Below are 19,805 nucleotides of genomic sequence, written 5' to 3' on the forward strand. Positions count from 1 at the left end.
TAATTCGGCTCGATTAGAACGTTCTAATTATATCGCTATCGGTGCCTCGATGGCGATGACCGCACATTCCCCATGGGTAAAGGTTGTCTTCGGGCGACTATTGCGTTGAAAAATTAGAACGTTCCAATTAACTAATTCTGGCTAGTCGCTTCGTCCGTACACCGGTCAAGCGCGGCTGCAAGCAACGCGTAAATCACACAATGGGGAAAACATGTTCTATCAACAGGGGTGCAAAAATTATCTACGGCAATCGGTGATGGCGCTGGCAATTGGCGCAGTCTTGCCGGTGCTGGCGCATGCGGCGGACAGCTCCGGCGCCGCGCAGGATCAGGCATCGCAAAAGCCGGCAGCGCAGGCGGGCGACGGCAACAATGGGGTTGAACGTTTGCAGAGCGTCGAAGTGACCCGCAAGCGCTCGCAAACCAGTGCAGCGGTTGCCACCAAGCAGACGCAGGATCGTGTTATGGATGTAGTGACAAAAGAACAAATCGAGACATTGCCCGACGCCAGCGTGACTGATGTCGTCAAGCGTATCGCCGGCGTCTCCGTGAGTTTTAATGGCGACACCATCAATGGCCGCGACGAAGCGCAATTCATTGCCATCCGCGGACTCGACGGCAGCTATAACAACGTGGTGATCGATGGCGCGCCGATGGCGTCGGTCGATCAGACCAGCCGCAGCGCCCGCACCAATATGCTGCCGGCATCAATGGTCAAGGAAGTGCAGGTATTCAAGACCTGGCAACCGGACATGGATCCGAACGCAGTGGGCGGATCAGTCAATATCGTTACTCGTAGTGCTTTCGACAATGGTGGGAAACCATATCTAAACGCCAGCGTAGCGCTGGGCCATGCAGACGGCACCGGCAAAGTGCTGTCCGGGGCCGAGGGGCTGGGCAAAAAAACCGATGTCACCATCAGCAACACCTTCGGCCCGGACAAGGCGTTGGGTTATGTGATTTCGGCAAACTACGAAAAGGAAAATACCACCTCCATCGGTCACATGACGACCGATAATATTTTCTACAACTATTACAATGCCGACGGCACGATCGCCAATCCGGCGGGCAGCGGCGGCCCGAATACCGGTAACGGAATTGCGGTTCCGCAGCAGTTCAAGTATTGGCAATATCAGAAAAACCTGGAACGTCAGGGTATCAATGCCAAGCTTGAAGCAAAATTCAATCCCGATGTTTATGGTTTCCTGTCGCTGGGCTATAACAGTGAGAGCATGCATGAACGGCGTAATGAAACCTTCATCGACGATAGCCGCAGCACGGGCGCCAATCCAGTGTCGAACCAGACCCAGACGTCCGGCCAGTTCGCGCGCGGAGAAGCTGAAACAGGCTATTCGGCATCGACTATCAAACGCACGGTCGAATCGATCCAGAGCGGGATCGACTGGAAACTGGACGACAACAAAGTTCTGTCCTTGCGCTCCTCGCTGTCGGAAGCCAGTCATCGCGAGCCGCGCGAGCTGGCTAAATATATTTATGCCAATTTCAAGTATCCAGGCGCCGGCTTGGCTCCGGTGCTTAGCGGCACACCAGGACTGGCCATGGGCTACGACACCTCCGGATTCGAACCGGCGGTCAGTCTCAACAATCCTTCCAACTTCACTAATCTGAATAATTGGCAGGCGTATTACTGGCGGACCGAGGCAGTCAAGATCGATGACCGGGTAGGCAATCTGAAGCTCGACTATCGCTGGAATCAGGACAACGATTCGCGCGGACTGGGCGCTGCTGCGGGGATAGACTACCGCCGCCTGAACCATAGCTACAACTATACAAACACCCAGTATTATCCGACCGCAGGCGGCATGACGATGGCCGGCAACGGCTACGTGTCGAGCACGATCATGCCAAACAGTGGCGGTCTACCGTTCTTGATCGTCAATTCGGGAGCGGCCTGGCAGCAATTGGCCGCCAATGGCAATATCATCGCGCCCAACAGCGCCAATCTGATCAATAGCACCCAAAGCAATTACTCGCATAGCGAGCAGACGGCGGCCGCTTATGCCATGGCGTCCTACAGAACGGATCGCCTGAGCGGCATGTTCGGCTTGCGGCAAGACAACACCACGCTGTCGACCACCGGCAATGTGCGCAATAACGTCAGCGGCGCCACCACCTGGTTGTCGCAGACCAATGACTCGAAATACAATTTCCTGTTGCCGGCGGCGTCCTTGGTGTTCGATGCTACCAGTACGGTGAAGCTCAAGGTCGCCGCCAGCCAAACCATCGGCCGGCCTAATTACGATGCCTATGCGCCGAATACCACGATTTCGCAAAACACCGACGGCACGGTCTCGGTAACACAGGGCAATCCGAACATCAAGCCGCGCGAATCGAATAATCTCGACTTCTCCGCCGAATGGTATTTACCCAACTCCAGCCTGGCGTCGCTCGCCGTGTTCGACAAGCGGATCAAGAACGAAATCTATACCCTGTCAAGCCAAGGAACGCTGTTTTACAACGGCGCTACCCGCACAGCGGCAATCACCCAGCCGCTGAACGCCTCCAGCTCGACATTGAACGGCGTCGAATTGAACTACGTGCAAGGCTCGCTGGGCTGGCTGTCGCCTTATCTGCAAGGACTCGGCTTTAGCGGCAACCTGACCTTCCTGAACGGCGAATTGAACGCGATTACCTCATCCGGCGCGACGCGCAAGATTAATCACCTGGTCAATCAGCCAGACCAGATTCGCAACCTGACGGTGTTCTACAACTACCAGAAGTTCGGCGTCAGCGCCGCTTACAACTGGACCGGCACCAGTTTGCGCCTGGTCGACGCCAATTTGCCAAGTCAGGACGTGTACTGGCAACCGCGCAAGCAAATCGACCTGCAGGCACGTTACGACCTCGGTTCCGGATGGAAGGCGGTTGCAGAAATCGGCAATCTGACGAATTCACCGGTCACCAGCGTAACCGGGCAAAACCGGAACCTGTTGAAGGACACCTTTTCGTTAGGCAGAACCCTCTGGATCGGCCTCAACTACGCTCCGAAAGATCTATAAATCCCGGCTCCTGCCGGCGCGCTGCGGGCAGGAAGTTTCCCCATTTATCAAAGGAATGGAATATGAACGCATTTCAACAATTCATCGACTTGAGCATACAGTCGATGGGCATTATTCCGCTGCTGGCGCTGATATTATTGATAGTGCTGGCGGTGGCCATCGAGCGCATTGCTTTCTTCGGACGCACCGTGCCGTCGGGCGCCAGGATCGACCGCGAATTGTCCGCTATCGATCATCGTCAGGAACAGGCGTTGCGTGAAATCGCTGGCCGCTATCGCGCCACGGTGTTCGGCGGTACTTTGCAGGCGGTGGTCGAGGCGCGACATCTGGATACTCCTGAAGCAATGGATCGTTATGTAGACGAAGCTATCGTGCGCACGATGCCGCAGCTCGACAAGCATCTGTGGCTGGTAAATGCGGCCGTGACGCTGGGACCGCTGATCGGCTTGCTCGGCACTATCATCGGCATTACCGAATCATTCAATGTGCTAGGAGCAGCTGGCCCAAGTGCGGGGGCGGTGACGGGCGGGATTGGCCATGCGCTGATCGCTACAGGTTGCGGCCTGATCGTTGCGATTGTAGGCGTAGCCGCCAACAGCTATTTCGACAAGCGCGCCCGGCTTACCATCTTGCAACTCGATCTGTTGAAGCTGATGTGCATCAAACGTTTGCACCTGACTGACTACCGTGCTGGCAAAGTGCGCTCCGTGCACGGGCAGCCCCCCGCTGTGCAGCCCGTTCTTACACGTCCCGTCGGCGCTGAACTGGCTGGAGCACGAGGATGAGCCGTACCCGTTATATGGAATCGCACGAGCCGCACATCGAGATCATCCCGATGATCGACATCATGATGTTCCTGCTGATTTTTTTCATGGTGACCATGCTGAAGATGATCGATGCCAGCGGCATCAAGATCAATGTGCCACAAGCGTCAACCGCGGCGCCTTTGCCAAAAACATCTCTGACCATCACGGTGAAGAAGGACGGCGATCTGTTTTTCGATGGACAACCTGTTTCAGCGGCGTCGCTGACCGAAAAAATCAAGACACGAGCTGTTGGCGCCAAGCTGGAGGTGCTGATCGCCGGCGACAAGGAGGTGTCGCTGGAGAATCTGCTGCATGTGATGGACGTAGCCCGCACCGCCGGAGTCGATGATATCGGCATCGCCGCAAAACGTTAAGGTAAAAAGATGAGCAGCTCAATGCCAGGCGCAAGCCTGCTGCCAGTACGAGAAACGGGCCTGCGTTGGCCGTTGGCGCTGTTGGCCGCCAGTGCCATCGAAACGATGTTGATTTTTCTGGCGCTAGGTACCCATGCCAAGCCGGTTGCGGCATTGTTGCCGGCACCGGTAAAAATTGCGCGCCTGGTCACGATTGCCGATGTGCCGGGAGAGCCAGATCCGGCACCAGCAGCGCCGCCGCAAAAACGTGAATCCCCGAAACCTGCCGTCAAACCTTTGCCGCAGCTATCGCCGAAACCGCAGGTTGATGCAGCGCCAGTGGAATCCAATCCGGAGCCGCAGGCAGATAGTACGCCGCAAGAGGCGCCGTCAGCTGCATTACCTGTTGCGCCGAGAGTGCAAGCCCCCGTTTCCGCGAAACCTGACAAGGCCGGCGCTGTGCGACGCGGCATCGTGCCACTGGTCAGGGTAGAGCCGGACTATCCGGCACGTGCGCTTGCCGCCAACACCGAAGGCGCCGTGGTAGCACATGTGACGATAGAAAAGGATGGCAGCGTTAGCGGGGTAAATATTGTTCGCGCGCAGCCGCCGAAGATTTTTGATCAGGAAGCCATCCGTGCATTGATGCGCTGGAAATTTTCTCAGAACGACGGCGGTACGGTCGGAGAGGTGGAATTGCATTTTACTTTGAACTGACTGTTGCAAATAACAGCAAGTATAAAAACATAGGGTGACGGTGGCGCAAGACGATGATTGTCACTGGCGAATATGGCGGCCGGCGATTCTCCGTAGTTAAAAAATATCGCTCAACTTTTTACACTAAAAATAATTTTCATTTATGACATTTTCTTCACAAAGCCGACGCCGATTCCTGAAACTGGCCGCCGGGTCAACCGGTGCGGCGTTATCCCTCGGCGGCTTGCCTCTGTCGATTCAACGAGCGCTCGCCATTCCCGCATCGTCTCCGACCGGTACCATCAAAGACGTGAAACGCGTGGTGATATTGATGCAGGAGAACCGTTCCTTCGATCATTATTTTGGCACGATGAAGGGAGTACGTGGATTCGGCGACCGCATACCCCGGCCTCAGCCGAATGGCAAATCGGTGTTTCACCAGCAGGGCAAGAACGGCAAACCTATCCTGCCGTTCAGGATGGAAATGCAGACCACGAGTGCAGGGTGCGCCGGCGGCGACTTACCGCATGCATGGTCTGACCAGCATGCAGCTTGGAATCATGGCAAGTACGACAGCTGGATTGAAGCCAAGAAAAATCCGGTGACAATGGGCTATTTTACAAGGGATGATATTCCCTTTCATTTCGCATTGGCGGAAGCTTTCACCATTTGCGATGCTTATCACTGTTCTGTACCGGGATCCACCAACCCCAACCGCTTCCATCTGATGACCGGCACGATCGATCCATCCGGCGCTGGCGGCGGCCCGGTCACGTATCAGCCTAAGCCCGGCGTCTGGTCTGGCGTCGCTGGCGAAATTCCACATGCTGCCGACAGTTATAACTGGACTACGTACCCGGAACGCCTTCAAGAACACAACGTTTCCTGGCGCGTTTATCAAGGTACCAACGACATGCATGCCGCCAACGGCGACTATCCGAGTGACTTCAATGTGCTGCAGCACTTCTTCCGACAGTACCAGTCCGCTCCGGCAACGTCACCGTTATGGATCAACGGTTGTAGTAAATACACATTGGAAAATTTCGCCACTGACGTAACGAGCAACACCCTGCCTCAGGTGTCGTGGTTGATGCCGCCGTTAGTTAATTCAGAACATCCGATCCGGACGCCGGCATATGGCGCCAGTTACATTAGTCGGGTGCTAAATATTCTGACGTCCAATCCGGCCTTGTGGAGCGGTACTGTTTTCCTTGTTACCTATGACGAGAACGACGGTTTTTTTGATCACATGGTGCCGCCTATGCCACCGATGTCCCGCTTGAACGGACTCTCGACGGTGGATGTTTCGCAGGAACTCCATACAGTCGGCGATTACGTCAATCGCGCAGATAAGCTGCCATATGGCTTAGGAGCTCGAGTTCCAATGTTCGTCATATCGCCATGGTCGAAGGGCGGTGCGGTATGCTCTCAGGTATTTGATCACACCTCGATACTCCAATTCCTGGAACAGGTTTTTGATGTTCAAGAACCGAATATCAGTCCTTGGCGCAGAGCTGTGTGCGGCGATCTGACCTCGGCCTTTGATTTCTCCAAGGCGGATGCGAGTAACCCAGGTTTGCCAGATACTTCCCGATATCAAGCCATATCGGATGCCCAATGCAAGCTGCCGCCGCCAGCTCCACCGGCATTGGCTGTGCTGCCACAGCAGGAAGCCGGTATACGCCGGGCCAAAGCATTGCCTTACGCATTAGCTGTCGAGGAACGGCACGATATTGACAATAACCTGGTCTGGCTGGATTTCATGAATACCGGAAACGCCGGCGCAGTTTTTCAAATCTATACGGGCGGCACTCCTGATGGTCCCAGGACTTACACGGTCGAAGCCGGTAAGAAATTGTCGGATGCATGGCCGGTGGCTGCCAAAAGCGAAATCTACGATCTTTGCGTCTACGGTCCGAATGGTTTCTTGCGTCAATTCAAGGGAGCAATCTCGGCTGCGGCGGATAGGCGAGAACCTGTCGTAAGAGCGCATTACGACCCTATAAAGGGCAATGTCTTTTTGACTATCAAGAACAGTGGGAAGACCACGATTAAGATGACGGTGATCGACAATGCTTATGGCAATGCATCGCGTACCCTGACGATTGCCGGCGGCACCAGCGTGAAGGAACGATGGCTGCTCGCATCCAGCAATCAATGGTATGACCTTAGCGTCGGCGCGGATGACGATGGTCATTTTATGCGTCGTTTTGCTGGCCATGTCGAAACTGGAAAGGACTCAACTTCCGATCCAGCGTTTCATTGCTCTCAGTAGAAAATTAATCAGAAATTCGTCTGAACCGTGTGGTCGAGAGTGCTAACATGAGCGTCTAACTACCTCACAGATCCGACGAGATAGCCATCGCTGAAATTCGCATATCGATGTTCTCCACTTCAATTGTAAGAAATGTTTATATTCGTAATCACTATTCCGACCTATTAAAGTCGAAAACATCCGCGCATTCATCGCATGCCAAACTTGTTGTTGGTCGGAAGAACGAATAACGGAAAAGCGCAAATATTAAAACGATTTCGAGCGCTACATCTCGCATCCGACAATATCGGAGAGGATGCGGTGAGCGTGCCGGTATCTGTGAGGCACTGCACGGGGATCGGAAAGATTCGAGCAATGTGTCCAATGGCCGTTTCTAGGCAACCTGACCGCCCCTTTCGGGTTGTCACGCACTTATGCGTCGGGCCGGGTTCGGCCAGGAGCTGCCGTCCAAAAATCGCAAGGATGTTGGAATGAACCTGAATAGTTTGTTTTACATGAAATAGGGCATTGGCATGAGTTACGACTACAAGATTTTTCGCAGTACCGGTCAGTTGCCTTCATCACTTGAGGATCTCATGGGGCCATCCGAACCATTTGAATCCTATGAATCTGTTAAGGCACTGCTGTCGCGCCATTCTGATGGAGTTGTCTGGAATGACAGTGAACAGGCAGGTACGCTGGAGAACGATATTGGGCGCTTCGAATTTCAATGCCCTGATGACTTGTTAGAACTCGGCATGATTTCTCTGCGTACGTCGTTTAGACAGGACGTCACCGCCGGACATGATTTTCTCCGCAAGCTTTGCCATGCTGAGAATATGATCGCATTGGATGAACGGACTATGGAAATAATCGTTGCAACGCGATAGGTGTTTCGTGGGCGAGGTGTTTCGCGAAAGTCGCAGTTCGGCCAGGAGTAGCCACTGACAAATTCAGCCCAAAGCGGACATTTGGACGTCATCATCGTATGCTACGCGTTGGTTTAATAAAGATTCGTACCTCTCTATCAAACCGGGTACGCAAAGCCCGCAGGATCTGCAGGCATCAGCATTTGGCGTGTATCCAATCTACAAAGCCATGCCGATGATTGAAAAATTAATTTCCGAAAATTGATTGAAAGACCTTATGAACAAACCACTTTTCGAAATGTTGGGATTGAAAAAAAAGCCGGTTACGACTCGCTCCGGGACAGTCACACGCATCGGATTTGCCCATCCAAGCGGGGAAACGCAAGGGTACTTTGTACTGGTGCTTGAGGGTGAAAGAGAGCCGATCAAATTCGTGTTTCAGAAACCGCGCAGCGATCTTGAAACACTGGCGCTCACGATGCCCGGCGACCAGCTGACGCTGACAATCAAAGGCGAGATCGGAGACGGATGGTGTCATGTCGTGGGCGTCACAAATACCGATTTAATGTCAGCGATCGCGGTAGGAATGACGCGATAGTTTGAGCAACAGCCAGATAGTGGTCTCTACATTGGCCATGTCAATGATCGGTTTTGAAAAATTTCTGTCTACGGAAATTGCGTGTCACACGGAGATCACGTTATGTTGGCATGATGTTATCAGTCGTCCTTAACCTGAATGCCGGATTGGGAATTGACTTAGTCGCGACGGGCTTAAACCGGCCACAGGCAGCCGCTTCTTCTTGTGACCCCAGACGGGACACGAAGGCGGCTAACATCAGGAAGTGTTATGAAGATAAATGTTATTCGCCAGGCGTGCTGTGCAGCCGATGACCAAATCAACAGACTTGATGCGGTTTACGAAGTAGATGGGAACACTACTATCGAGGTTTTAATACGGAAAATTTGCTCGTCAAATTTTTTACAATATTCGTCCACCCACAATCGACTAAGTGCCGAGGTCGACGGTCGGCAAGTCGCGGAGATATACGCCTCAGGTGACCCGACTTGGACTTTGGGTGTTTTGCCTACTGAACCAGTCGCGTCGGCAATAGGCGACAACACCTTGCATTTTGTCTTCCGTCTAAACTCTACTCGTGCCGAAGGCTAATCTCGGCCAAAAGCGGTGGCATCAGAGTTGAAATAAAAAGGTTGAAATGAAAGAAAAACTGCCCAAGGCTCAACTACTGCGGCTTCTAGAAAAACTTATGCAGCCACAAGCTATGACGGAAAAGGAAAGTGATGATGTGCTACTTGCCTTTTGTGCTGGATGTCCAGACCCAGTGAAAGCTAGATGGTTAATTGTTGATTGTATTGAGCCGTTGTCGAACCTGGAATTGGTAGAGCGTGCGCTATCAATGCCACTTCTGTCCCTTTGCTTGCAGAATTGACCCTATCCAACTGATCCACTCGCCACTGTCGCGCAAAGGCGGCAACCCGGTCGTAGGATCCTTCAAAGCCTAGCTCACATAAATCAGCATGGATCTGTTTTAAGCTGCGCCGCTGTTTTCGAGACTTTGTCGCTTCGGTTTTAAGCCAGGATGAAAGTTTGAAGGCGTACTGATCAAGAGCACTGGGAGTGCGTCGATCCCGATAAGCCGGCTCTACGATTTCTGAGCGTAGATAGCGTCTGACGGTGTTTCTGGAGATCCCCAAGCGCCTGGCGATCTCCCTCAAGGAGACCTGGTCACGAAGGTGCCAGCGTCGAATAATGCCTAATAATGCCACGTCGATCACTCCAATCTCCCACTCACTATATTGAGTAGGATTGTGGTCTATACGTGGGTCAATTTTCGATGCAAATTATCCAGCTAAGTGGGTCAGTTTTCGGCGCAAATCAACAGCGACGTCTCGCATCGAAATTTGTAAGGGACAAGCCTATGCGATGGTACTCGCCGCTCTTTTTGACGATGCGGAAGAGGCTGCGGAGTGCTTTATGAACCAAAGTAAAACCGTTCCAGAGCGAGCTATAGCTAGTTCGGCGAGAAATTGAAGATAAATATTTCGAGCGCATATCTGCAGTTAGGCAATTTAATGAAGCCAACGGTTCAAGCGCTCGATAAACTAATGTGCCGCCGGGCCTGAACGTTAATTTGATGTCATCGCTAACCTCGCTTTTCGGAACAATCTTGTGAATTAGGTATAGTCGGATTGGCTTGAATAAGTGGACCTGAGTCTGTGGGGACATGTAGGAACCATTCAAATATATGATTGAGAATTGCCGCGTGATTTCGTCTTCCCTGACGCCCTAGATAAAGCTGTCTTAGAATTGACGGTAGCACATGACTGTAAAGCAGGAGTTAGTCTCAATAGACTGATGACCAATAGCCGAAGCTGCTATGTCCGCGCCTTTATTTTTTATCAGATGTATTGAGTCGCTCTAATGATTTGAGAACTAACGGAGGAACTGATGGGTCTAGGACAGCAAAGGCATTCACTATACTGCGGCTTGCGAGCTGGCCTCTGTTTTGAAGTATTGAATGGTGAAGACGTTCTATATATTAGCGACGTCCCTTTTGAGTTGGAACGGATCGTAGGTAACTGGATCTTTTCCTTACCTGAGGACCTCCTTGAGCCTACTTCACCCAATAGCATTTTTCGCGAAGATCCAATTAGGGGCAGAGCGATAACCCGCGCCGTATGCGAGGATTTTATTACTTGGATGCTTGAAATGCTTAAGGATGCACAAGAGCAGCCAGATTTTCAAGAAAAAATGATGGCGATAAAGAGCGAAAAGGAAAGTTTTCCCGACTAGATAATTGGGCGGAAGCAATGGCGATCGACTCTACCGAAAGAATCGTAGTGCAAGTAACGTCGAAAGAGAAGAAAGCTATTGTCGAAAAAGCCAAAAAACTCGGCGTTCCCGTTTCTAAGCTGATGCGCCGCGGAGCTAGGACCTACAAATCAGAAGCGGAGGACTATGAGGTAGGCGTAGTTGCGGGCGCGGCAAAGGCAGCGGTCAGAGCGTGTATCAGACTCAATCGACTACCTCCTGACATTTGTTGAGGCCAGCAATAGGCGAATTGCTGCAACGGAAGCTAAAGCACGCCATATTAGCTGAGCAGCTAATATGGTGCAACCTTCTAACTTAGCCAAAAGTCTAAAATTAGCTGCACAGCTAGCTTAAATGCGTATTTGTCGATGGCACTGGGGTTTCTACATTGCATCGAAGACGGGGAGTGCTAACCTGAGAAATAATTTTACGTTTTTACACAGCCTCAACCTTAAACAATCTGTCAGCTGCCTGGCAGCGGACATTAGTAAATCCATTTTACTGCGGCTTTTTGAGCTGGGCTGCTTAATATATTTTAAGCAGCCCAGTCATATAAGATCCAGCCGTGAGAATGTGAACTTACATTCCTATGCATTCAAGAGAGCCTAAACGATATAACACCAAACGTGACTACAGATTCCACTTCAACATCACTGTTGGAGAGGTGCGCGTATAGGTGTCAGAATTGATCTTGTAACGATGCATTTCGTACCGTAATCCTACTTGGAACGTTCCTTTTGAGTCGATTTCCCATAGCAACTCCGGTCGCAAGAACGTTTCAGTACCATTCACTGCAGTTCCATTAACAAGCGACAGTAAGTTGAATCGGAATCTTTGTCCGGCGAGTTGGAAAGGGTCGGACATGAGTACTGACCGCCATAAGAGCTTGCCATGGTAGAAATTCGTATTTCGATACAAGAGGCCAGATTCAAAATACGAAAAACCTGGCACTTTAAAATTAAAGGAAACTCCGTGATTATAGGAACGGAAGTCAGCATAACTGGCACGCTCGTAGCGTGCGATCAGGGATATGTCAGAGATAGGGCCAAATTCCAGAGGCCTCCCGGTGATCTTGCCTAGGCTCAATCGGGGGTTAAAAACAAGCAGGTTCTGGGTACTAGTGTTGCCACCGAAGGAGCCGGCAGCAGCGCCACCGACGTTGTCACCATTGAAAACCTCAGCATCGACATATACATCTCCGTACTTGAATCCAGCGAAATACTCAAACTGATAGGTCTTGAGGACCTCATTGTTGGTTCCTGTGCCAAGAACCGGATCAGCTTTAGATTCTGTTGTATACAGCACGTTTAAGTTCGCCACTTGAAAATCGGCTGCTACAGCCGCTTCTGCGCAGACTGAAACAGCCACAAATACTATGGCAGCCCGCACTATTCGCCTTGTTTTCAAAATATGTTCTCCTCTATTTTTTATGCAGTGAAAGATCACTGTTAACTACCCGCTGACCGGTTCACACCCGGAAATGGAGTGAGATACCGATTATGGTGAGTCGCAGAATTTTATTTTTAATAAACAAAAACGCATGAACCGTTGTGGTGCTCCACAGACGTTTCCTCCCATCATGCAGCCCTAGGAAAGGCTCCCGCACCAAGTGCCGACCAGTCTTATTGCTACAGGACGAAAGTGGGCGCAGCGATTACATTGCGTCCATCAAAACATGCTTAACGCAGTTCAGTCTGGAGTGCCTTCTTGACTCCGCCATCGATCATTGCACGCTCTTCATCGGCAAGACGCAGTGCAGCGGTTGGCGGACGCACGTCCTTGCACTCTTTGTAGATCACGCCATCCTTCATCACCAGTGCAATTTTTACCGGATCGGTGAGGATACTGAGATCTTCAAGAGGATTGCCGTCTACCAGTACAATGTCAGCAAGGAAACCAGGACGCACCTGACCCAACTCATCTGGACGTTGCATGATCTCGCCGCCCAGTCTTGTTGCGGAGAGCAGTGCCTCCGCGGGCGTCATCCCGATATAGTCGACGAAGTATTGAAGATCGTTAGCATTGGTGCCGTGCGGCATCCAGGCAAAGCCATAGTCTCCGCCTGGCAGGATACGAATGCCTCGTTTGTGCATTTTGCGCAGCGAATCGGATGCAATTTCTAGTTCGCGCTTATACCCCATCGTTGCAGCCAGTTCCGGCGTAATACCGTAATCGGACGCATTGAACGATGTGCGAATTAGCCAGCCAATGCCGGGAGCGACAAAGTGCTTTTCCTTGTTCGCCTCAAGCATATCGAGTGCCTCTTCATCTGCAAAGCTGGCGTGATACACCATTTCGATACCGTGGCGTACGCACATCTTGACGGACTCGCTTGATCGCGCGTGTGCCGCCATGCGCTTGCCATATCGCTTTGCCTCGCTGCTCAGCATCGCCACTTCCTCTTCTGAGAAGGGAGACATTTCTGCTGGCAGGCCGGCAATATATTCGCCGGACAAGTTGATCTTCAGGTGGTCTACCCCGTACTTGATAAACGTGCGTGCTGAGCGGCGAATTTCCTCAGGGCCACTGCATACACTGCCGAAGCTCAATTCTTCAAAAGGCAAATGGGGAAGCGTATTGTCGCCCAATGCTCCGATCGTCGTAATTTCTTGACTGCCTGCAAGATAACGCGGCCCTGGAAATTCTCCAGCATTGATTGCATTACGCAGCACGACGTCCAGCCTCGGTTTAGCGGCAGCAGCACCAATCGCGGAAGTCCAGCCCATTTCCAGGTAACGCCTGGCCACGCGGATGCACCACAGGATGTGTTCCTCGGGGGGCATCATCTGGATTGCCGACAGCGAAGGTTGGTCGTTCCACGAAAAATGCGTATGTGCTTCGGTCATGCCGGGCATCAGAAACTTGCCCTTTCCATTGATAATGCGTGCAGATTCAACGTTCAGAGGAGCGTTCGAACGAGAAACTTCAATGATGCGATTGCCTTCGACAAGGACTTCACCCTTTAATACGTCGTCACCACTACCGTCAAAAATCATGACGTCGGTAAATAAAGTCTTTTCCATGTTTGTCTCCTCCTGTATCAGGATTTAATTTATAGATTGATAAAAGCTTTTGAGTTCCCGCATACACTCGCGTGGTTTCTCGAACGTTGTCCAGTGACCGCATCCTTCCAGCACGATCATGCGGCTATCAGCGATCCGTTCTTTCATCGCAGTTACTGCGGGCGGTGGGGCAACACCGTCTTGGTCGCCCGTCACTAGCAGCGTGGGGGCAGAAATTTCCTCAAGCGCAGCCCCTTGTGCACCTGCCAGGGCCTTGCAACTTTGGGCATAACCTTCGGGAGATTGGCGCATTACGCTTTCCCGTACCAATGCGACAACGGCTGGCTGCTGTTCCTTAGTCTCCTTGCTGATCGCCCCTGCCACGATGGCGTCGGCAATTTCCTGCATGGCTGCGGGACCGCCCGTAGCAGCCTTGTCAGCACGGGCAAGGATCGCCGGCCGACCGGCATCTGGGGGGCAGATCAGGGGACCGAACAGCGCGAGACTGAGTACCTGCTCTGGGTTATGCGTGGCAATGTGCTGACAGATGATCGTGCCCATTGAATGCCCCACAAAATGTGCTTTAGCGACATCAAGTCCACGGCATACTTTCAGCACGGCCTCGCACAGACGTTCGATGCTAAGCTCGCCGGGAACCGGGGCGGAGCGACCACTACCTGACAGATCAATGCGGATGATCCGATGACCTTGTATTGCGGACATGAGAGGTGTCCAGGTATTGCTGGTGCCGCCTAGCCCATGCACGCAGACGATTGGCACGCCGTCACCTTCGATCTCAACTGCAAGATTTTCGATAAATTGTGTCGTCATCGCAGTCCCCCTCAAGAGAACTTGTTCTCAATGACGCCCAGACCGTCAATCTCGATGCGCACCACATCACCGGCCTTCAAAAAGCGTGGGGGCTTCATGCCAAGACCTACACCTGCGGGGGTTCCTGTGGCGATAATGTCTCCTGGATACAGCGTGATACCGCGTGAGACCGTTTCAATCAACGTGGGAATATCGAAGATCAGGTTCTCTGTAGGGCCGTCCTGGCGCAATTCTCCGTTGACCCAGCATCGCACGCGAGTTTTGGTGCCGTCGAGTTCATCAGCTGTTACAAGCCAAGGACCCATCGGGCAGAAGGTATCGAAGGATTTGCCCATATCCCATTGCTGATGGCGCATTTGTACATCACGCGCCGTAACATCATTGACGACGGTATAACCGAAGACATATTGCATGGCGTCGCCACGGCTGATGTTCTTGCCGCCTTTGCCAATTACAACCGCCAGTTCGGCTTCATAGTCAATTTGCTCAGAGATATTGCTGGCCGGCACTTTCACATCATCGTATGGGCCGACCACGCATTCGGGCACTTTTGTGAAAACAATGGGCCATGACTCCGGATTTGCATCGTTGTCCTTGAAAACCGATGCTTGAAGTTCTTGGGCATGAGCGTGATAGTTTCGTCCCACGCACCACAGATTGCGACGTGGTACTGGCAATGGAGCCTCAAGCTGGACTTCGCTAATCGCGACAGCCTGACCGTTTGACGGCGGCAATTTATTGCTTTCAACCAGAGAGTCAATAACAGCTAAGGCACCCTTAGAAGCTTGTTCTTTTGTAAAACTTAACGGTGTCACCTGAGTCCCGTCCGCTGAGACGGTTCCAACATAACGCTGGCCATTTAACTGATAAGTAGCAATTCTCATTTCGTACTCCTCCATGTAGTTTTGATCCGGTCCCAATCACTGGCTTTGTTGACCGTGTACGGAGTGTAGAAACGATGTGCGTACTGCGCTTATCGTGCTATCTGGCTGCGTATCGCAGAGTCTGATTGTTTCAAAAAAAGACAAAAAGAGACTAAGATTAGGAAGCGGAAAAAATAAGCTCCGAACCTAGGGGCAAGGAGACAAAATGGCAGAGGCATACGCTTTCTACGAGGGAGCATTTGGGCAGGCCATCGTGTTGGAATCACGGGCTGACCTCGTATCCCATTCTCATTCAGAATCCCAAATTGCTTTCTGGCTGGGAGGAACTCGCGCTCAAGCACGGGTTGGCGATGAGCTAGTACAGTACGATCAAGATGTAGGACTGGCTACTAACGCTTACCAGTCGCATGACATGACGTTGCTGGATGACAAAGGCCCCGCCGTCTTTTTGGTGTTTATGATTTCGCGTCAGTGGTTAAATCAGCGAAGGAAAGAAACGGGGCAGCCTTTTGTATTTCCTTCTCCTCGTATTCCGATCGATCTTGCTCTTCGTCAGGCGTGTTGGAAGGTACTGGACTTGATCCTGTCTCCTCAAAGAGCGACGTCATTGATGAACGACGAAGTGGAGAAGCTCATTACCGCGGCTATCGATGCAACTGCTGATTCCTGCCCGGGTGTTCAAAAAGGACTGGGCATGTCGACGCTGGATCACCGGCTCCGGGCGGCAATTTCAATCATGCGAGAAAACGTTGCGGAAAAAATCACCGTCGAGGAAGTCGCCCTGAAAGTTGGTCTTTCTCGCGCCCATTTTTTTACTCTGTTCCGAGATCAACTGAACACTACGCCTCAGGTTTTTTGGAGCGCAGTGCGTGTCGAGGAAGCCATGCGACGATTGATCACGGAAGGGGGGCCACTGACCTGGGTCGCTTTAGATCTGGGATTTTCAGCGCCAGGCAACTTTTCCCGGTTTTTCAAGGAACATACAGGAGTATCTCCATCCATTTTCCGCCGCGCAGCCACTGGCAACTTACCTGCCACGGTTACAGGCCTTCCTCTCTAACTACACCTGCTGCACCGTATGCGTGGTCTAGGCGATTTGAATTGAACTAATGGTTTTTGTGCCATGACAAGTCTACTATTGAGTTAGTCCATCGACCGGCGGCTTGTGGCGATTACAGCCAATCGAATCGCTGGTCGATCTAGATTCGACCTCGCACTCCATGTCAGATCAAGTTTGAGTTAATACAGCTAATTTTTTTTAATTAACAGACTTTTTCCTCGCAAGCGCAGTAATGTCACGAGTCGTTGGGCCGCAGGGGACAGGTAAGCGTTCTTTCGATAGGCGATTCCAAGGCGTCTTTGCATGGTCGTCTCTTTCAGCACAACTTCCCGCAGCGATGTTTTTCCAGATTGTAAATTTGCTCTTGTCGCGAACCCAAGCAATCCGGTTTTTTCTATTAACGGCAGAATCATGTTCAGTACGGTCGGTTCGATTTGTACCTGTGGTCTCGGTAGCCTGTTTCGATCAAAGGTTTGGTCCAACCATTGCCGGCTTGCCACGGTTGTGGCAGGCAATACCCAGCGGTAGTCGAGAAGGTCTTTCAGGGTGTAGCGCCTTTTAAAAATTGGATGATCTTTTGCTGCCAGCACCACGACTTCGTCTTCGACAATTTGCTCCGATTCAACATCGGCATCCGACTGGACGATAGGTCCGACTGCGAGGTCCAGGTCACCTCCATTTAACGCCTCCAACAAGGCATCATTCATTGACACCATCAGTTGGATCGTAACGTCCGGCGCTTCTGCCAACAGTTCCTGGCAGACTTGCGGTAGCAAATGTTCCGCCAGGGTTGGTACACAGCCCAGTCGGATATGGCCCTTCAGGCCTTTTGCATAATCGTTCATTTCGCGGGCAGTGTCCTCAAACATGATTCCCATTTTCCGTGTTCGCGATAGCAGCACCGTACCTGCAGCCGTCAATCGGATACCGCGACCGTCGCGCTCGAACAGTTTGGCTCCCAGCGACTCTTCAAGACGATGTATGCATTTCGTTAATGCCGGCTGAGTTCTGAATAATTTTTCTGCTGCCCGCCCCAAATTACCCTCTCGGGCAATTACTTCAAAATATTTCAGGTCGCGAAAGTCCATTTGAACTATTCCTAAAAGTTATTAATGTTAAACAATTAGTAAATATACATTATAGATCCGTGATTCTATACTCCATTCAAATAAAAAAAGTAGCCCGATGTTCTTTCACGAGCATGCATCCGGGCACGGAAAATGGAGACAGGTATGAACAATGCAGTCGAAAAATCATCGCGTGCGCTGGCGCGGCGTTCAGAGCCGCATATGCGAGCTTCGTGTCAGTTCGATGTTGTGAATCGAGATGTTCGCACCCGATTCCATGAGATATCCCCGCTCCCTCAAATTAAGTTGTCCTACAGACGCATAGGGCTGTCACACGCCGATCGCCGATAGGCGTTTCCCTATCGCGTTTGGCGCAACGTTACGTTCGGTCGATTCCGCTAAGAACCTTGCGATGCTTTACGGCTTTTGATGCATTTTCACTTTCTCCAATTTGTTAATTGTTTTCACCAACAGGAAAAAATATGAGCAACTCCACTCAACCAGACGTAATCCGCGAATTCACCCGAATATCAGCAGAGTTGGTCGATGACGCCGCGCAATATCCTTCGTCAATTTTGGCTGACGTTGCAGGTCGCCGTGGCACATTGTCCAGTCGAATCGCTCCGTTGTCGCCGACGATGCGTATTGCCGGACCGGCACTCACGGTAGAAGTTCGTCCTGGTGACAACCTGATGATTCATGCCGCGATGGCGATCGCCAAGCCGGGTGACGTATTGGTCATAGACGGCAAAGGCGATGAAACTTGTGCGTTGATGGGAGAGATCATGATCTCCCAATGCCAGGCCATCGGCGTTGCCGGTGTGGTGATTTTTGGTTCTGTACGCGATACAGAAGCAATCCGTGATTTAGGTTTTCCGGTATATGCGGTTGGCGCTAATCCGAACGGGCCAACCAAGCTGGTCCCAGGGCGCGTCAACTGGACGGTATCGGTGGGCGGAACAGCGGTCAATCCAGGTGATTTGATCGTCGCCGACGCTGACGGTGTGGTTGTTGTCGAACGTGAAAAAGTAGCATCCCTGTTGCCGCTGGCAAAGCAAAAAGTAGACGATGAAACTGCACGGATAAAAGGCATCCGCAATCGTGAGCAGTTACGTCCAAGCTGGCTCGACGGCGCGCTGCGCAAAGCCGGCGTGCTGAAGGAAGGAGAGCAACTATGAGCATTGGAATCCCCAACAGAAAACCGGTGATTCTTGTCACTGGCGCCGATTTAGCTGCGCAAGCGTTGTCCCTGCTAAATAGTTTTGAGATTGTCTATGCCGGTAAGACGCCGGACGAAGAACACTTGGCCAGTCTCTGCACACAGCATCAACCGGTGGCCATCATCGTTCGCTACGGAAAAATCACGGCACGGATCATTGACGTTTGTAGCGGCTTGCTCGTTATTTCGAAGCACGGGACTGGCATCGATACGATCGATATCAGTTATGCAAAATCGAAAGGTATCGCAGTAGTCGCTGCTGCCGGTGCAAATGCACCGGCGGTCGCTGAACATACATGGGCATTGATTTTTGCCTGTGCGAAGAATGTCGTGGGCCTGGATCAACGCATGCACGCCGGACATTGGGATAAAGCGACGCATAAAAGCTTGGAGCTTAAAGGCCGCACGCTTGGCTTGGTTGGCTTGGGCGCCATTGGCTTGCGCGTAGCTGAAGTCGGCTTGGCGCTAGGCATGCATGTCATTGCTCATGACCCTTATGCCAGGCAAGTTCCAGAAGGCATCGCTAAAACTGAATTGACTGAGCTACTGGCAACAGCTGATGTGTTGTCGCTGCATTGCCCGCTGACAGCCGAAAACAAGCAGATGATCAATCGCGATTCATTGGCGGCAATGCGCGACGGCGCCATCATCGTCAATACCGCTCGCGGTGGGCTGATCGATGAAGAAGCTTTGCTCGAATCACTGCAAAGCGGAAAAATTCGAGCAGCCGGCCTGGACAGCTTCCAGATCGAGCCATTCGTCGGTCCGCATCATTTTGAGAATGTGCCTAACGTGATCCTTTCGCCGCATATCGGGGGCGTTACTGCGGATGCCTATATCGGCATGGGAATAGCTTCGGCACAAAACGTTCTAAATGCACTTGCTACCGAAAATGCGGTCGCGTAGGCGATCTGG

19 protein-coding genes and 1 pseudogene are annotated in these 19,805 nt (G+C 51.9%); 14 read left to right on the forward strand and 6 right to left on the reverse strand.

The genetic code is table 11. The annotated features are described in order from the left end of the window. The first annotated feature begins 256 nt into the window (after positions 1-256). The 9 genes from CPter91_RS01885 to CPter91_RS26835 all read left to right on the forward strand — a co-directional run bounded on the left by CPter91_RS01885 (position 257) and on the right by CPter91_RS26835 (position 9,445). The gene (locus CPter91_RS01885; protein WP_236905921.1) at positions 257-3,019 is read left to right on the forward strand and encodes a TonB-dependent receptor; all 2,763 of its coding nucleotides are present in this window, start codon (positions 257-259) and stop codon (positions 3,017-3,019) included. A gap of 62 nt (positions 3,020-3,081) precedes the next feature. Further along, the gene (locus tag CPter91_RS01890; RefSeq protein ID WP_061936248.1) at positions 3,082-3,804 is read left to right on the forward strand and encodes a MotA/TolQ/ExbB proton channel family protein; all 723 of its coding nucleotides are present in this window, start codon (positions 3,082-3,084) and stop codon (positions 3,802-3,804) included. Beyond that, entirely contained in the window at positions 3,801-4,199 is a 399-nt protein-coding gene (locus CPter91_RS01895) for an ExbD/TolR family protein (RefSeq protein ID WP_061936252.1), read from the forward strand. The genes CPter91_RS01890 and CPter91_RS01895 overlap by 4 nt, the downstream gene beginning before the upstream one ends. A 9-nt stretch (positions 4,200-4,208) precedes the next feature. Beyond that, positions 4,209-4,895: a TonB family protein gene (locus CPter91_RS01900; RefSeq protein WP_061936255.1), complete on the forward strand. Its 687-nt coding sequence runs from the start codon at positions 4,209-4,211 to the stop codon at positions 4,893-4,895. 142 nt (positions 4,896-5,037) lie between these two features. Continuing rightward, positions 5,038-7,149: a phosphocholine-specific phospholipase C gene (locus CPter91_RS01905; RefSeq protein ID WP_061936258.1), complete on the forward strand. Its 2,112-nt coding sequence runs from the start codon at positions 5,038-5,040 to the stop codon at positions 7,147-7,149. Positions 7,150-7,335: 186 nt separating this feature from the next. Further along, positions 7,336-7,623 carry a TniB family NTP-binding protein gene (locus CPter91_RS27665; RefSeq protein WP_417924871.1) on the forward strand — a complete coding sequence of 96 codons (288 nt, stop codon included), beginning with the start codon at positions 7,336-7,338 and terminating at the stop codon, positions 7,621-7,623. A 38-nt stretch (positions 7,624-7,661) separates the two neighbouring features. Next, on the forward strand, positions 7,662-8,018 hold the full coding sequence (locus tag CPter91_RS01910; RefSeq protein WP_061936261.1) for a hypothetical protein: 357 nt from the start codon (positions 7,662-7,664) through the stop codon (positions 8,016-8,018). A gap of 256 nt (positions 8,019-8,274) precedes the next feature. Beyond that, a complete protein-coding gene (locus CPter91_RS01915; protein ID WP_061936264.1) occupies positions 8,275-8,595 on the forward strand; it encodes a hypothetical protein in 321 nt (106 codons plus the stop codon). A 616-nt stretch (positions 8,596-9,211) separates the two neighbouring features. Beyond that, positions 9,212-9,445, forward strand: coding sequence for a hypothetical protein (locus tag CPter91_RS26835; RefSeq protein ID WP_167595117.1), 234 nt, complete (start codon positions 9,212-9,214; stop codon positions 9,443-9,445). Here CPter91_RS26835 and CPter91_RS25525 read toward each other — a convergent pair. After that, positions 9,411-9,791, reverse strand: a pseudogene (locus CPter91_RS25525) (helix-turn-helix domain-containing protein); the annotation flags it as partial. The gene CPter91_RS26835 and the pseudogene CPter91_RS25525 overlap by 35 nt on opposite strands. A 673-nt stretch (positions 9,792-10,464) precedes the next feature. On the opposite strand from CPter91_RS25525, the gene CPter91_RS01925 reads away from it, so the two are divergent. Together CPter91_RS01925 and CPter91_RS27670 are read left to right on the forward strand one after the other, a co-directional pair. Continuing rightward, positions 10,465-10,809 (forward strand): hypothetical protein, encoded by a 345-nt coding sequence (locus CPter91_RS01925; protein ID WP_061936270.1) that lies wholly within the window; start codon positions 10,465-10,467, stop codon positions 10,807-10,809. Between the two features lie 17 nt (positions 10,810-10,826). Beyond that, entirely contained in the window at positions 10,827-11,060 is a 234-nt protein-coding gene (locus CPter91_RS27670) for a plasmid mobilization protein (protein ID WP_417924836.1), read from the forward strand. Positions 11,061-11,457: 397 nt separating this feature from the next. Here CPter91_RS27670 and CPter91_RS01935 read toward each other — a convergent pair whose 3' ends face one another. From CPter91_RS01935 to CPter91_RS01950, 4 genes are all read right to left on the reverse strand, one after another. Next, a complete protein-coding gene (locus tag CPter91_RS01935; protein ID WP_150119609.1) occupies positions 11,458-12,234 on the reverse strand; it encodes a hypothetical protein in 777 nt (258 codons plus the stop codon). A gap of 272 nt (positions 12,235-12,506) precedes the next feature. Then, the gene (locus tag CPter91_RS01940) at positions 12,507-13,850 is read right to left on the reverse strand and encodes a metal-dependent hydrolase family protein (RefSeq protein WP_061936274.1); all 1,344 of its coding nucleotides are present in this window, start codon (positions 13,848-13,850) and stop codon (positions 12,507-12,509) included. A gap of 24 nt (positions 13,851-13,874) precedes the next feature. Then, complete coding sequence (locus CPter91_RS01945) at positions 13,875-14,660, reverse strand: alpha/beta fold hydrolase (protein ID WP_061538519.1); 786 nt, start codon at positions 14,658-14,660, stop codon at positions 13,875-13,877. Between the two features lie 11 nt (positions 14,661-14,671). Then, complete coding sequence (locus tag CPter91_RS01950; RefSeq protein ID WP_061945744.1) at positions 14,672-15,544, reverse strand: fumarylacetoacetate hydrolase family protein; 873 nt, start codon at positions 15,542-15,544, stop codon at positions 14,672-14,674. Positions 15,545-15,749: 205 nt separating this feature from the next. On the opposite strand from CPter91_RS01950, the gene CPter91_RS01955 reads away from it, so the two are divergent. Further along, on the forward strand, positions 15,750-16,604 hold the full coding sequence (locus tag CPter91_RS01955) for a helix-turn-helix domain-containing protein (protein WP_061538520.1): 855 nt from the start codon (positions 15,750-15,752) through the stop codon (positions 16,602-16,604). A 188-nt stretch (positions 16,605-16,792) separates the two neighbouring features. Here the strand turns inward: CPter91_RS01955 and CPter91_RS01960 are convergent, their stop codons facing one another. Further along, a complete protein-coding gene (locus CPter91_RS01960) occupies positions 16,793-17,692 on the reverse strand; it encodes a LysR family transcriptional regulator (RefSeq protein WP_061538521.1) in 900 nt (299 codons plus the stop codon). A 461-nt stretch (positions 17,693-18,153) separates the two neighbouring features. Here CPter91_RS01960 and CPter91_RS01965 point away from each other — a divergent pair, with 461 nt between their 5' ends. Together CPter91_RS01965 and CPter91_RS01970 are read left to right on the forward strand one after the other, a co-directional pair. Beyond that, the gene (locus tag CPter91_RS01965) at positions 18,154-18,849 is read left to right on the forward strand and encodes an RraA family protein (RefSeq protein ID WP_061538522.1); all 696 of its coding nucleotides are present in this window, start codon (positions 18,154-18,156) and stop codon (positions 18,847-18,849) included. After that, positions 18,846-19,796 (forward strand): hydroxyacid dehydrogenase, encoded by a 951-nt coding sequence (locus CPter91_RS01970; protein ID WP_061538523.1) that lies wholly within the window; start codon positions 18,846-18,848, stop codon positions 19,794-19,796. Before CPter91_RS01965 ends, CPter91_RS01970 begins: the two co-directional genes overlap by 4 nt. Positions 19,797-19,805: the final 9 nt, after the last annotated feature.

It is taken from the genome of Collimonas pratensis, from assembly GCF_001584185.1.
Lineage (GTDB): Bacteria > Pseudomonadota > Gammaproteobacteria > Burkholderiales > Burkholderiaceae_D > Collimonas > Collimonas pratensis.

Coding starts and splice junctions, on each gene's coding strand:
- CPter91_RS01925 (WP_061936270.1), top strand. CDS start 10,465: ATGGGTCTAGGACAGCAAAGGCATTCACTATACTGCGGCTTGCGAGCT.
- CPter91_RS01910 (WP_061936261.1), top strand. CDS start 7,662: ATGAGTTACGACTACAAGATTTTTCGCAGTACCGGTCAGTTGCCTTCA.
- CPter91_RS01895 (WP_061936252.1), top strand. CDS start 3,801: ATGAGCCGTACCCGTTATATGGAATCGCACGAGCCGCACATCGAGATC.
- CPter91_RS01890 (WP_061936248.1), top strand. CDS start 3,082: ATGAACGCATTTCAACAATTCATCGACTTGAGCATACAGTCGATGGGC.
- CPter91_RS01945 (WP_061538519.1), bottom strand. CDS start 14,660: ATGACGACACAATTTATCGAAAATCTTGCAGTTGAGATCGAAGGTGAC.
- CPter91_RS01885 (WP_236905921.1), top strand. CDS start 257: ATGGCGCTGGCAATTGGCGCAGTCTTGCCGGTGCTGGCGCATGCGGCG.
- CPter91_RS01900 (WP_061936255.1), top strand. CDS start 4,209: ATGAGCAGCTCAATGCCAGGCGCAAGCCTGCTGCCAGTACGAGAAACG.
- CPter91_RS27670 (WP_417924836.1), top strand. CDS start 10,827: ATGGCGATCGACTCTACCGAAAGAATCGTAGTGCAAGTAACGTCGAAA.
- CPter91_RS01950 (WP_061945744.1), bottom strand. CDS start 15,544: ATGAGAATTGCTACTTATCAGTTAAATGGCCAGCGTTATGTTGGAACC.
- CPter91_RS01970 (WP_061538523.1), top strand. CDS start 18,846: ATGAGCATTGGAATCCCCAACAGAAAACCGGTGATTCTTGTCACTGGC.
- CPter91_RS26835 (WP_167595117.1), top strand. CDS start 9,212: ATGAAAGAAAAACTGCCCAAGGCTCAACTACTGCGGCTTCTAGAAAAA.
- CPter91_RS01905 (WP_061936258.1), top strand. CDS start 5,038: ATGACATTTTCTTCACAAAGCCGACGCCGATTCCTGAAACTGGCCGCC.
- CPter91_RS01955 (WP_061538520.1), top strand. CDS start 15,750: ATGGCAGAGGCATACGCTTTCTACGAGGGAGCATTTGGGCAGGCCATC.
- CPter91_RS01960 (WP_061538521.1), bottom strand. CDS start 17,692: ATGGACTTTCGCGACCTGAAATATTTTGAAGTAATTGCCCGAGAGGGT.
- CPter91_RS01965 (WP_061538522.1), top strand. CDS start 18,154: ATGAGCAACTCCACTCAACCAGACGTAATCCGCGAATTCACCCGAATA.
- CPter91_RS01915 (WP_061936264.1), top strand. CDS start 8,275: ATGAACAAACCACTTTTCGAAATGTTGGGATTGAAAAAAAAGCCGGTT.
- CPter91_RS01940 (WP_061936274.1), bottom strand. CDS start 13,850: ATGGAAAAGACTTTATTTACCGACGTCATGATTTTTGACGGTAGTGGT.